Below are 13394 nucleotides of genomic sequence, written 5' to 3'. Positions count from 1 at the left end.
CTACTCATAAAAATGCCCCCATTAAGTGTCTAACTTTTTGGGGGCAGTCCAGTTTTCAGGGGCATTTTTTTATGTCGTGTTTTTGAAATCACATTTTAGAATCTAACTCCGAAAGTTAAGAAAACGTTGTTTTTGTTGTTAGTTGCCTCAGCTACTGGTTCTAGTCCCTGCAACTGATAGGGGCTAAAAGTAGAATGGGTATTCACTCTTTGGTAAGCTACATCGAAATAGTAATTTTTATTTCTATAACCTAAACCGCCACTATAAAATTGAGTAGCAAAGTATTGTTCGTCTTTGTCATCTTTATAAGCACTTCCGTTATTTCCATATCCTGCTCTTAAGCTAATGAAATCAGTAACTTTAACTTCACCACCTATTCTGTAATTTATGGCGCTTTGGAAAAGTTGCCTAACGTCGCGATTATTATTTGCTATAATCTGGGTATCCCCGCCGTCGCTACTTGAGAATTTTATGGTTGAATAGTCTACAAAATCAATATCTGCGGAAATTAATGCTCTATTTCCAATTACGTAACTTGAGCCAAGGGATGCTTTTAATGGTGTTCTTAAATTGTAAGAGAAGTCGTAAGTTTCACTGCCTAAAACATTAGGGTCATTACTGTCCTCGGTAAACGAATCGTTGATATTGAACCATGTAGGCGACTGTATATTTGCTCCTATTCTAAATTCAGGTATAGGTCTAAAAATCACCCCTAATTTCGCATTTACTCCAGATCCTTTAGTGTCCTGAGTCTGATTATAGTTAATATAATAGTTTTGCGCTATGCCATCTTCATCCAGCGTTGAATTATAGTCGTAATTTAAACTAACTAATCCTAAAGCGGCGCCGATGTAGATTTGATTTGAAATATTCAATGCACCAGATATGTTAAACTCAGACACTGAACCGCTTCTTACAATATTTGCAGATTGAAGACTATTCGCTGGAACAGAATAATCATTAAAGACATTATAAACTGAAGTAGAGTTATTTACTCCACTAAAATTAGCTTCAACTCCATAATCATTATTTCTGTTGTACCCTAGACCTATAACGGCACTTATAAGTCCTTTTTGTGTGTCTTGTCCTTTAGAACGATAAGTTGGCATATGAAATACGACGCCAAGTTGGTTCAAATTAACTTGCTGTTTGCTTGCAGATGAATTATTGCCTAAAAACGAAGCATTCGTACTAGTTTGATTAAACTCGGGTGTTAACACAAACTCTGACCGGGTGAATAAACCTAATCCGGCCGGGTTTCCTCCAAGAGAACTTATATCTCCACCAACGCCAATTTGTGCATTTCCCATCCCTTTAAACCTGGCGGAACTGCCATAGTTAGTTTGAGAAAAACGTAATGCATCGTTGGAATACTGAGCATAGGCGTTCATTGTGGTAGCTACCGTAGCTACCACCAAAAACATTGTTATTTTTTTCATTTTTTGTTCGATGTAATGTGAATTGACTAACCTCTACCTCCGCCTCGTGTTGGACGGCTACCGCCGCCACTACTACCGCTGCTGCTACTTCCACTACCGCTGCTTGATGGTGGTGGAGTGTAGGTTCTTGGTGGAGTATAACTTTCTCTAGTTGGAGCAGATGGTCTTGAACTTTCTGCTCTAGTAGGTCGGCTAGAAGTTGACCCTGTAGTAGATTCCGGCCTTCTTACAGTTCCATTAGTAGTAGGATTGTAACTCTCTGGCCTTGTTGGACGAGGCCCTACATTCACATTTCCTCTTGATGGGATATCTGAACCAAATCTGCCATTAGCTCTGGCAACTCCTCCAGATCTGTCAGGTCTTGCTCTGTAATTGTCATTTCTAACGATTACACCGCCGCCCCAGCCGCTGTTACCCCAGTAACCACCGCCCCAATAACCGCCTCCCCAGCCACCGTACCATGGATTATAATAGGAATATGGTCCCCAAGTGTTCCAGTAATAAGGACTTCCGTAATATCCCCAATAATTGTATGGGTTATTCCAACGGCTAAATCCCCAGCCATAGTTAAAGCCAATGCCTACATCAAAAGGGTTATACCATGAATTATAACCGTAAAAGTTATAATAATCATCAAAGTAAATTCTGTTTGGACTTCCGTAGTAAAATCTATCAATCCTAGAAGCGTAGTCCATATCGTAATTAGGATTACTTGCTTGGTAAGATGGATCAACACGGGAAGTATCTATTTGTGCTGTTTGCGCAGGAGGAGCATACTTGTATACTTTTGCCTGTGCTACAGTGTTGTACACATCATCAGCACTATTATTTTGCGCTAATTTTTGTGTAGAGCAGGATGCAACCAATAAGGCGGCTGCAGCAAGCGTTCCGGTTAAAAATAGGTTAACTCTCATCGTATTTAGGTTTTATTTGTGTGCTAAATTAATTTCTGACTATAAATTTATAGATTTGTAGACATCAATACAAGAAATTTAACACAAAAAACGTTCCAAATTAGTTATGAGCAAAGGTATTACGAGTAAAAGTGAAGATTATTCCCAGTGGTATAACGAAATTGTTATAAAGGCCGATTTAGCAGAGCATTCGTCAGTTAAAGGATGTATGGTTATTAAGCCGTATGGTTACTCTATTTGGGAAAAAATGCAAGCAGTTTTAGATCACAAATTTAAAGAAACTGGACATACTAACGCTTACTTCCCGCTGTTTATACCTAAGTCTTATTTTTCGAAAGAAGCCGCTCACGTAGACGGTTTTGCAACAGAGTGTGCAGTAGTTACCCACTATCGTTTAAAAAACGATGGTAACGGCAATATTGTGGTGGATGAAGAAGCTAAATTGGAAGAGGAATTAATTGTTCGCCCAACTTCGGAAACCATCATCTGGAATACCTATAAAGGTTGGATTCAATCTTACAGAGATCTTCCATTATTAATTAACCAATGGGCAAACGTGGTACGTTGGGAAATGCGTACTAGGTTATTTTTACGTACTACTGAGTTTTTGTGGCAAGAAGGGCATACCGCTCACGCTACTGCTGAGGAAGCTATTGAGGAAACCGAAAAAATGTTGGATGTTTATGCCGATTTCGTTGAAAATTGGATGGGTGTTCCGGTAGTAAAAGGTAAAAAAACAGAAACTGAACGCTTTGCTGGTGCTTTAGACACGTATTGTATTGAAGCTTTAATGCAAGATGGTAAAGCGCTACAAGCAGGTACTTCACATTTTTTAGGTCAGAATTTTGCTAAAGCATTTGACGTTAAATTTGCAAACAAGGAAGGAAAACTAGAACACGTTTGGGCAACATCATGGGGTGTTTCTACACGTTTAATGGGCGCATTAATTATGGCGCATAGCGATGATAGTGGTTTAGTATTACCTCCAAAATTAGCTCCAATTCAGGTAGTTATCGTACCTATTTATAAAGGAGAAGAAGAATTAAAGCAAATTTCCGCTTTTGTTGACGAGTTACTTCCACGATTAAAAGGTTTTGGGGTTTCTGTTAAATATGATGACAGGGATAGTCAGCGCCCTGGCTTTAAGTTTGCAGAGTACGAATTGAAAGGTGTTCCTGTGCGTGTAGCAATTGGCGCTAGAGATATGCAAAATGGTACAGTTGAGTTAGCAAGACGAGATACTAAAGAGAAATTTACCGTGCCTCAAGAGGGTTTGGCAGAATATATTTTCCAAATGTTAGCTCAAATTCAGCAGAATATTTTTGATAGGGCGCTAAAATTTAGAGATGAACACATCACCGAAGCAAATTCTTACGAAGAATTTAAGGAGTTGTTAGAAACTAAAACAGGTTTTATTGCCGCACACTGGGATGGTACAGCTGAAACAGAAAAACGCATTAAGGAAGAAACCAAAGCCACCATTAGGTGCATTCCTTTGAACAATAAGTTGGAAAATGGTGTTTGTATTTTAACAGGAAAGCCATCTACACAACGTGTGTTATTTGCGAAGGCTTACTAGTTAGATTTGAGTACAGCGATGTGAAATTCAGTTAATCGACCTCGTTTCACATCTTATCTTTATCCCCATTTGTTGAACCATGGAAAAAGAAACTACTAATTATCAGCTCATTCTTAGTAAACTCGAAAGTAAAGCTTCTTTAAAGCAGGAAATTTATAGAAATACGATTGATGTTTTTGCGGTTGCAAAGAAAGCACTATCTAAAATTGCCTCTCGTTTGCATCAGGATTATCATGCGAAAGATCCATCTGTAGAAGTAGCTTACAGAGATGCGCATCAATTTGAAGCGGAGCTTAAGTTTTCAGGAGATATGTTGCTGTTATCCATGCATAGTAACGTATTTAATTTTGAGGAGGGACATCGTGTTTTTTCGTCGAGTTACGTGAAAGCAGATCCCAGTTTAAGCTACTGTGGCGTAATCTACATCCATAACTTTTTAGCCGATTCGATAAAATATAATCGGCTGGCGGATGAAGGCACTTTAATAGCCAGAATTTTAGTCAATAAACAAAAACGATTCATTGTAGAAGGCGAAGGACAATTAGGATTTTTATTTGAATCATTTAGCGATAGTGAAATTAGCGAGGAAATACTCACTCATATTTTTGAACTTGCTATACTAGATTGTATGGATACAGATTTGCAATTGCCTCCGTATGCTGCTGTGAAGGATATTACATTGCACCAAAAGCAAACTATTTTAGCTGCTAGTGGCTACCCAACTGGAAAACGTTTGGGCTATCAGTTTAAAGCCGAAGCGCAACAAAATAATAATTTATAATTTAAATTTTAACACATAGGACATAATAAAATTTTGAGATTGGTTTATTGTTTTCTCTAGTCAAAAGCCTATGTTTCGATGTGGTTAACAAAAATAAAAAAATGAAATTTGCAACTAAAGCCATCCACGCAGGTCAAGAACCAGACCCTACAACAGGGGCTATCATGACCCCGATTTACCAAACGTCCACTTACTGGCAAGCATCGCCGGGCGAGCATAAAGGTTATGAATACTCTAGAGGAACTAACCCAACCCGTAAGGCATTAGAAGATTGCTTGGCAGCTCTGGAAAACTGTAAATATGGTTTAGCGTTCAGCAGCGGAATGGGTGCAACAGACTGCTTGTTGAGGCTATTAAAGCCGGGTGATGAAGTGATTACAGGAAACGATTTGTATGGTGGATCTTATCGTATTTTCACGAAGGTTTATCAAAATTATGGTATCAAATTTCATTTCTTAGATTTATCAAATCCAGAAAATATAACGCCTTATATTAATGAAAAAACCAAGTTGGTGTGGATTGAAACTCCTACCAATCCAACGATGCGCATTATTGATATTGAAGGCGTAGCAAAAATTACTAAGGCCAACAATATACTTTTAACGGTTGATAACACCTTTGCTTCTCCGTATTTGCAAAACCCAATTGATTTGGGTGCTGATGTGGTAATGCATTCGGTAACTAAGTACATCGGCGGTCACTCTGACGTGGTAATGGGCGCTTTGCTTACCAATAATGAGCAGCTATACAAAGATTTGTTCTTCATTTATAATGCTTGTGGCGCAACTCCCGGACCTCAAGATGCCTTTTTAGTGTTGCGAGGGATAAAAACCTTGCATTTGCGTATGAAAGCGCATTGCGAAAACGGAGAGAAGGTAGCCCATTTTTTAAGAAATCATCCTAAAATTGATAAGATTTATTGGCCAGGATTTGAAGATCATCCTAACCATGAAATAGCTAAAAAGCAAATGCGTGGCTTTGGTGGTATGGTATCTGTTACTTTAAAGGATGCAGATTTGAAAGAGACATTCCGCATTGCGTCAAGGTTTAAAGTTTTTTCGTTGGCTGAATCTTTAGGCGGTGTAGAGAGTTTGGTGAACCATCCAGTAAGTATGACGCATGGTTCTATTCCTAAAGAAGAGCGTGAAAAGGTTGGTGTAACCGATAACTTATTGCGTTTTAGTGTTGGGGTGGAAGACATTGACGATTTGTTGGCTGATTTGGAACAAGCTTTATTAGATTAGCTAATTAGCTAATGATGATGAAAGTAGATAATCTAAAGGATTTCCTCGATGCGAAGGTAGCGCAGTATAATCAGCCTAATTTCATTGCGAACGATCCAATTGTTATTCCGCATCAATACAGCTTGAAACAGGATATTGAAATTGCCGCTTTTTTTGCGGCAATTTTAGCTTGGGGGCAAAGGAAAACCATCATCAATAAGTGCAAGGAACTGTTAGCTAGGATGGACAATGAGCCGTATCAATTCATGCTGCATCACTCTGATCAGGATTTGAAGGGATTGCTGGACTTTAAGCATCGGACGTTCAACGATACTGATTTATTGTATTTTGTTTCGTTCTTTCAACATCATTATCAGCAGTCTAATTCTTTAGAAACGGCTTTTATACCGCAGGCGCTAACATACCGCACCGATTATCTAAGTGTGGAGGAAATTGCCTCAGGTTATGAACTAACTTCTGCTACCTGTTACACTTCAGATTTGGTACTATCCAATTTTAACATTGAAAAAGCATTAAATCACTTCCGTTCTTATTTCTTCAGTTTGCCAGATTTTCCTCGTCGAACGATTAAGCACATATCTTCACCTTTACAAAAATCAACGTGTAAACGTTTAAATATGTTTTTAAGATGGATGGTAAGAAAGGATGATTTGGGAGTTGATTTTGGTATTTGGGATATCATTAAACCCGCTGATTTGATTTGTCCCTGCGATGTTCATGTAGATCGAGTAGCTCGTCATTTTGGATTGATACAACGTAAGCAAACCGATTGGCTTACCGCCGTTGAACTGACAGCAAATTTGAAAGCTTTTGACCCTGCCGATCCAGTAAAATACGATTTTGCTTTATTTGGTTTAGGGGTAGAAGGAGAGTTTTAAGTTTGATGTCGTAAGTCCAAGGACCGATGTCCGATGATAAGATTTACCAAGTAGCTCATGGTCTTTAATCTTTGATCTTTTTTTATTTTGACTTTATACTTTTAACTTAGTTGTATGGTAAACTTCAAAGCCGAAATAGAGAAATTTGATACCAATGGCGAGAAAACTGGATGGAGCTACGTTTTCATTCCAGAGGCTATTGCTCAACAAATAAAAGCTGATGATAGGAGGGGATTTCGTGTATGCGGACAAATTGATCAGCTGCCAATTAGTGGGAAAAGCTTGCTCCCAATGGGAGGCGGCGATTTTATTTTACCTTAAGACGGAAAAATGCGGAAGCTTTTGAGAAAAGAGGCAGGCCAGCCGGTATTGCTATCATTAGCTCATGATGCAGACTTTAAAGTAGACATGCCAGAAGATTTAGAGGTTTGTTTGGCGCAGGAAGATGGATTATTAGAGCAGTTTTTAAGCTATACCAAATCTCATCAAAACTATTTTATCAATTGGTTAAATACCGCAAAAACGGAAACCACCCGCACCAAAAGATTGGTGATGATTGTTAACGCCATGGCCTTAAAACAAGATTTTGGTTTGATGCTGCGAAGTAATAGACGGGAGAAATGATTAAGCCTAGCTATCACGCTGGAAATTTGATTGTTTAATTACTATCTCATTTAGTACTAAATTTAACAGTTCTGAAAAATAAAAGCTCCTAACGTTTTGCTCATCAGTTTTTCTATCAATGCGTTTCTGTTTTTAGAACTTATCAGGTTATCAATTTATAAAAGCGACTAGCTCGGAACATCATTTACAGCCTTACACCACGTTCATATCGAAATTTTCTTTTCTAAAACTGATAAATGGGTAAGAGATAATAGTTGATTGATAATAATTTAACATTAGATCTATTCATTTGTAGTCGGTATTCTAGGAAAATCAAAAAACTTAAAATTATGATAGTTGGTTTATTGCGGGTTGATTTTCTTTTGTTATTTTTACTTAAGTTTTTTTGCTAAAAAGAAAGTAAACGTAACAAATAATCAAAAAATGCAACCAAGAGTTTAAGAGTTATGTATTCTTTTAAGGCTTTAAGTACAAAACAAATTAATGATTTTCGAGAGGGCAACGAAATAGCTTTTAAGGAAATATATGTGCTTTTTAGCCCGAAGGTTTATGCTTTTGCTTATAGCTTTTTAAAGGATCAGTTGCAAAGCGAAGAGATTGTACAAGAAACATTCTTATCCCTTTGGGAAAACCGTGGGAAATTTGATGCTGATAAAGTTTTGGAACCTTATCTTTTTACTATTGCAAAACGGCAAATTCTAGATCAATTAAGGAAAGTTATAAGTACAAAAAAACTTCGAGAAAACCTATTGACTAGCATTATAACCCAACATAACGATACTGAAAATCAGGTCATCTTCGCTGATATGTTGTCATTTGCTAACAAAGCCATTAATGAACTGCCGAAGCAACAACAACTCGTTTTCAGGTTGAGCCGCATGGAAGGTCTTAGTTACGATGAAATTGCAGATCGGCTTGGATTGTCTAAAAATACGGTGAAAAATCATCTCATTGTAGCCGCTAAAAAATTGAAAACATGTTTTGATAATCAAGAGATTATTTTCTTGCTCTGTTTATTCAGTACGTTTTTTAGTTAATTTATTTGCTTGTATATCAATCTCTTATCTCTATTTAATAAAAAAATATAAAGTAGACTAGTCCTTTTAGGTCGCACAAACGTATTCATTATATAACGCTGCAATTTGCTACGTTAAAACCAAATCAAACTTGAAAAATAATAGACTGCAATTTCTTTTACAGTTGCTGGTTGATAACAAAATTAACGAACGAGAACTTGAAGAACTCGCAAGTTTAATGCAACAGCCCGAAAATGATGAAATAATTGATGCCCAGTTAAAAAACACTTGGGAAAATTTGAGTTCGTCTGAAAAATTAAACGATACTTTGTATCATCAAATTACTAGCCATCAGCGTTTCACTCAATCAATAGTCGAGGAAGAAAGAAATTCCAAATGGGGTAGCTTGCGAAATAAATGGTATTATGTTGCCGCAACCATATTGTTGAGTTTTGGCATTGGAATGAGCATCTATTTATTTTCAAATCTTAAAAAAACACAAGTTCAGTTAGCAAATAGAGTTACTCCAACTGCACCAACAAATGATCATGTTATGCTTACACTTTCAAGCGGCAAAAAAGTTGCTTTGGAAGAGCTTGCATTAGGGAAGATTGTTACCGAAGGCAATATTGGGATTACTAAAAATAAAGAAGGGCAGTTGGTTTACGATCTCAGCAGTATCAATGACGACGGTACGTTGGATTACAATACCATTTCAACACCTGTTGGAAGCAATTATCAGGTGATATTATCTGATGGCACAAAGGTTTGGCTCAACGCTAAAACTACATTAAAATTTCCTGCAGTTTTTAAAGGCACAAATAGACAGGTTGAACTTTCTGGCGAAGCTTATTTTGAGGTAGCTCATAATGAGAAGCAACCCTTTTTATTAACGGCAAAGGGAATGACTGTGCAGGTATTAGGTACGCACTTCAATGTATCAGCTTACGACGATGACCAACTGGTTAAAACAAGTTTGCTTGAAGGTGCAATTAAGGCAAATTATCAAACTAAAAGCCTGTTGCTTAAACCTGGACAACAAGCAGTATTAAGTGAAAGCAAATTAAGCCAAAGCGGTTTCAACGAGGACGATGTAATGGCATGGAAAAGCGGCTATTTTATTTTTAGAAATGAGCCTATACAGGAAATTATGAAAGAGATAAGCCGCTGGTATCATATAGAAGTAGCTTATCAAGGAAACTTGACTAAAGAAGAATTTGGTGGGAAATACCTAAAAAACAGCTCGCTTAAAGAACTTTTGAGCAGCTTAGAATTAACGGGGAAGGTAAAATTTAAGATGGAAGGAAGGAGGGTAACCGTAATGCAATAATCATTAAAAACGGTTACAAAAAAAATCGAGAGAGCTTGGACCCTCTCCCGATTCCGAAGCGAATGCTTCAAGGTAACTAAACTGAAACGAGAAGAGACAGATTAATTAAACCCGTATTTCAAATGTATAAAAATTATACTTCTTTACTGCGTAGAGTTTTCTGCGTACCCAAAAAAATATTGCTTGTAATGAAACTCCTACTTGTTTTATTGACTGCCGTTGGCCTACAACTGGCCAGCGCAAATTCATTTGCACAAATAACCCTAAACAAAACCAACACTAAATTAGAAGTAGTACTCGCAGAGTTAGAAAAGCAAACAGGTTATAATTTTATTTATAATTCTGGCATGATCGCTAAAATCGATAATATCAACGTATCGGTTAAGAATGTAAGTTTAGTAGAAGCATTAAACAAAGCTTTAGAGAACCAGCCATTGAGCTTTACACTGAACGGAAATACCGTGGTTATCGTAGAAAGGAAACAAAACCAAAAGCAAATACGTGTAACAGGTACCGTTGTTGATAAAGATAACTTAGGTATTCCAAGTGTTTCTGTCACTATAAAAGGTACCAAAGTGGTAGAACTTACCAATATGGATGGCAAATTCAGCATCAATGTGCCTAATGGAAATGCGGTTTTGGTATTTACTTTCCTAGGTTTTCAAACTACTGAAGTAGCCGTTGGTAATCAAACTACCCTAAAAGTACAGCTTAAGGAAAACGTAGAGGCCTTAAATGAGGTAGTAGTAACTGCATTGGGGATTAAAAGAGAGGAGAAATCTTTAGGTTATTCCGTTACGCAGGTAAAAGGCGAGGAATTGACAGATGCTTTGTCCAACAATTGGACTGACGCCTTGACCGGGAAAGTAGCTGGCTTGAATATGATCAAATCCGGAGGAGGCCCAGCTGGTTCCAACAAAATTATTTTAAGAGGTGAGAGTTCATTAAGTGGAGATAATTCCGCACTAATTGTAGTGGATGGGGTAGTTGTGAGTTCTAAAATTTCGGAAGGTAATGGTGCTTACCTAGGTAGTGAAAACCCTGTTGACCACGGTAACGGGATAAGCGATTTAAATCCGGAAGATATCGAAAGTGTATCAGTATTAAAAGGGCCCGGTGCTGCAGCTTTATATGGCTCTAGAGGCTCAAACGGAGCTATCATCATCACTACTAAATCAGGAAAAGAAAGTCAAAAGGGGTTAGGCATATCGTTCAATTCGAACGCAGTGTTTGGCACCATTAACCGTTGGCCAGATTTTCAGTATGAGTACGGACAAGGTGCTATTGGTAGCGACCAGTACTATTCTTGGGGAGCTACAGAAGATGGGCCAAACACTAAAAATACTGGAGGCGCTTGGGGACCAAAATTTGATGGTCAGGAATATTACCAATGGGATCCTAATTTGTTGACCAGAGGTAATGAACGAACGCCTTGGAGACCGTACAAAAACAATAGAAAGGATTACTTCGAAGTTTCTGAAACCTATACCAACAGCTTGTCGGTGAGTGGTGGCAACGCAAAAACAACTGCTCGTGTGAGTTTTACCAACCTCAATAACAAATGGATTGTACCAAACACCGGTTACGATAGGAATACCATTGCTTTAAATGTATCGCAAAAGGTAAACGATAAGTTGATGATATCTACCAAGTTGAGCTATAACAATAAGTATAGCGACAATTTGCCATCAACCGGATACAATAACCAAACGGTGATGTATAGCATTATTGGTTTAACACCAAGTGCCGATATCAATTGGTACAAGCAGTATTGGGTGCCAGGTAGCGAGGGACTAAGTCAAATTAGGCCATTTGCCAATGGATTGGATAACATTTATTTAGCAGTGTATGAAATGTTAAATAAAAGCAACAGAAACCAATTGATTGGTACCATTAGCGCCAATTATGAGTTTACAAAAAGCTTAAATTTAATGGTGAGGAGCTCAATAGATTGGGCAGCCGAATCCAGATCGCAGCAAAAGCCGAAGGATGCAGCAAGGTTTCCTCAAGGGATGTTCCGTACACAGGATATCGATCAAAAAGAAACCAATACCGATTTTTTATTAAACTATAAGCACCGAATTAGTAAAGATATTGAGGCTTCGTATTCGGTTGGTGGATCATTGATGATCAATAAATACAAAATGGTTTCATTAAGTGCCGATAAATTAAGATATCCAGGCATTTATACCTTCGCTAATGTTCAAGATAGGGTAGAATCCAATTCAAGAACCACCGAATATGCCGTAAACAGTTTATATGGCTTAGCGCAGTTTTCGTACCGCAATTACCTTTTCTTGGATTTAACCGGCCGTAACGATTGGGCTTCTGTGTTGGCTTCTGAGTTCTCTAATCAAAATGTTTCGTTTTTCTATCCATCTGTCAACTTAAGTGGTTTAGTATCCGAAATGTTCAGCTTGCCAAAAGCAATTTCTTACTTCAAACTTAGAGCCTCTTGGTCGCAGGTTGGCGGCGGCGGTGTTACACCTTACCTAACGGGATACAATTATATATCAAAAGCTTTGTACTCTTCGGGTATGGCTAATCCAACTTTTATTGCCAATGAAGATTTAAAAAATGAGCTTTCTTCCACTTTGGAGTTCGGTACAGATATCCGATTGTTTAAAGGCAGGTTAGGACTGGATGCTACTTACTACAGAAGCAATATCAAAAACCAAATTTTAAATGTACCATTAGATAGAGCTACTGGCTACAACTACAGCGTGATGAACTCTGGTTTGGTACAAAATAAGGGGATAGAGCTTGCTTTAAATGGAGTGCCACTTAAATCTAGTAAAGGCTTAAATTGGGATGTGGCAGTTACTTTTGCCGCTAACAGAAATAAAATTGTATCTCTGGCTGACAGCGTTGATAACTACGTTATGCAAACTGGCCCACGTGGGTCTATGGAAGCTCGTGTAGGTGGTCATATGGGCGATTTGTACGGTCTAGGCTATGCCCGTAGTCCCGATGGTCAAATCATTTATAATTCTCAGGGCTATCCAACATTAACGGAAGAAGCTTTTTATTTAGGAAGAGCTACCCCTGATTTTAACTGGGGAGTAACTAACAACTTTAGGTTTAGGCAGTGGCGATTAAAAGTATTGGTTGATGGCCAATATGGAGCAGTTGCCTATTCGCACACGCATGCGGCAGCATCAGTTGCAGGTAAATTAACCAATAGCTTGCCGGGAAGATACACCGGTATTATTGGGAAAGGCGTACAGCGCAATGCTGACGGAACTTTCAGGCCTAATGATGTAATTGCTGAACAGGTGGGGACTTACTATAATGAACATTTTAAATCAGATAACGTAGAAGCCAACACCTTTAGCACCGATTTTATCAAACTTAGAGAGCTGAGGTTAGATTACACCCTAACTGCCAAATTTCTAAAGAAAATCAAATTCCAAAAAGCGGTAGTTGGTGTGTACGGTAGGGATCTTTTTGTTTGGAGCGACTGGCCCGCATACGATCCTGAGTTTGGTACGTTAGGCGAAAGCGATATCCAACGTGGTTTCGAAGTCGCTCAACTTCCTTCAACCCGAAATTTTGGTGTAAACCTATCATTTACCTTTTAAAGTGTATT

Annotated in this window: 11 protein-coding genes; 9 read left to right on the top strand and 2 right to left on the bottom strand. The window is 38.1% G+C overall.

Annotated elements, in window-relative coordinates; genetic code table 11:
- Window positions 1-95: 95 nt before the first annotated feature.
- Together DUT68_RS02560 and DUT68_RS02555 are read right to left on the bottom strand one after the other, a co-directional pair.
- Entirely contained in the window at window positions 96-1439 is a 1344-nt protein-coding gene (locus tag DUT68_RS02560) for an OmpP1/FadL family transporter (RefSeq protein ID WP_113635420.1), read from the bottom strand.
- Window positions 1440-1465: 26 nt separating this feature from the next.
- Window positions 1466-2353 carry a hypothetical protein gene (locus DUT68_RS02555; protein ID WP_113635418.1) on the bottom strand — a complete coding sequence of 296 codons (888 nt, stop codon included), beginning with the start codon at window positions 2351-2353 and terminating at the stop codon, window positions 1466-1468.
- Between the two features lie 106 nt (window positions 2354-2459).
- Here DUT68_RS02555 and proS point away from each other — a divergent pair, with 106 nt between their 5' ends.
- From proS to DUT68_RS02515, 9 genes are all read left to right on the top strand, one after another.
- The gene (proS, locus tag DUT68_RS02550) at window positions 2460-3932 is read left to right on the top strand and encodes a proline--tRNA ligase (RefSeq protein ID WP_113635416.1); all 1473 of its coding nucleotides are present in this window, start codon (window positions 2460-2462) and stop codon (window positions 3930-3932) included.
- A gap of 79 nt (window positions 3933-4011) precedes the next feature.
- On the top strand, window positions 4012-4713 hold the full coding sequence (locus DUT68_RS02545; RefSeq protein WP_113635414.1) for a hypothetical protein: 702 nt from the start codon (window positions 4012-4014) through the stop codon (window positions 4711-4713).
- An 80-nt stretch (window positions 4714-4793) separates the two neighbouring features.
- Window positions 4794-5957, top strand: coding sequence for a cystathionine gamma-synthase (locus tag DUT68_RS02540; protein WP_262510290.1), 1164 nt, complete (start codon window positions 4794-4796; stop codon window positions 5955-5957).
- Window positions 5958-5974: 17 nt separating this feature from the next.
- Window positions 5975-6835 (top strand): TIGR02757 family protein, encoded by an 861-nt coding sequence (locus DUT68_RS02535; protein WP_113635489.1) that lies wholly within the window; start codon window positions 5975-5977, stop codon window positions 6833-6835.
- A gap of 114 nt (window positions 6836-6949) precedes the next feature.
- Window positions 6950-7156, top strand: a complete 207-nt coding sequence (locus DUT68_RS18525; protein ID WP_237088242.1) for a DUF1905 domain-containing protein — start codon at window positions 6950-6952, stop codon at window positions 7154-7156.
- 9 nt (window positions 7157-7165) lie between these two features.
- On the top strand, window positions 7166-7459 hold the full coding sequence (locus tag DUT68_RS18520; RefSeq protein ID WP_237088241.1) for a YdeI/OmpD-associated family protein: 294 nt from the start codon (window positions 7166-7168) through the stop codon (window positions 7457-7459).
- A 446-nt stretch (window positions 7460-7905) separates the two neighbouring features.
- Window positions 7906-8496, top strand: a complete 591-nt coding sequence (locus DUT68_RS02525; protein WP_113635412.1) for an RNA polymerase sigma factor — start codon at window positions 7906-7908, stop codon at window positions 8494-8496.
- 130 nt (window positions 8497-8626) lie between these two features.
- Entirely contained in the window at window positions 8627-9805 is a 1179-nt protein-coding gene (locus tag DUT68_RS02520) for a FecR family protein (protein ID WP_113635410.1), read from the top strand.
- A gap of 188 nt (window positions 9806-9993) precedes the next feature.
- Complete coding sequence (locus tag DUT68_RS02515; RefSeq protein WP_113635487.1) at window positions 9994-13386, top strand: SusC/RagA family TonB-linked outer membrane protein; 3393 nt, start codon at window positions 9994-9996, stop codon at window positions 13384-13386.
- Window positions 13387-13394 lie beyond the last annotated feature (8 nt).

The organism is Pedobacter zeaxanthinifaciens (genome assembly GCF_003313335.1).
GTDB classification, from domain to species: Bacteria; Bacteroidota; Bacteroidia; order Sphingobacteriales; family Sphingobacteriaceae; genus Pedobacter; species Pedobacter zeaxanthinifaciens.
The sequence above is the reverse complement of the archived record's forward strand: the minus strand, read 5'-3'. Positions and strand labels throughout refer to the sequence as shown.

Bases quoted from the DNA above. Each gene is read 5' to 3' on its own strand.
- proS (WP_113635416.1), top strand. From the start codon at position 2,460: ATGAGCAAAGGTATTACGAGTAAAAGTGAAGATTATTCCCAGTGGTAT.
- DUT68_RS02545 (WP_113635414.1), top strand. From the start codon at position 4,012: ATGGAAAAAGAAACTACTAATTATCAGCTCATTCTTAGTAAACTCGAA.
- DUT68_RS02525 (WP_113635412.1), top strand. From the start codon at position 7,906: ATGTATTCTTTTAAGGCTTTAAGTACAAAACAAATTAATGATTTTCGA.
- DUT68_RS02515 (WP_113635487.1), top strand. From the start codon at position 9,994: ATGAAACTCCTACTTGTTTTATTGACTGCCGTTGGCCTACAACTGGCC.
- DUT68_RS18525 (WP_237088242.1), top strand. From the start codon at position 6,950: ATGGTAAACTTCAAAGCCGAAATAGAGAAATTTGATACCAATGGCGAG.
- DUT68_RS02560 (WP_113635420.1), bottom strand. From the start codon at position 1,439: ATGAAAAAAATAACAATGTTTTTGGTGGTAGCTACGGTAGCTACCACA.
- DUT68_RS18520 (WP_237088241.1), top strand. From the start codon at position 7,166: ATGCGGAAGCTTTTGAGAAAAGAGGCAGGCCAGCCGGTATTGCTATCA.
- DUT68_RS02555 (WP_113635418.1), bottom strand. From the start codon at position 2,353: ATGAGAGTTAACCTATTTTTAACCGGAACGCTTGCTGCAGCCGCCTTA.
- DUT68_RS02535 (WP_113635489.1), top strand. From the start codon at position 5,975: ATGAAAGTAGATAATCTAAAGGATTTCCTCGATGCGAAGGTAGCGCAG.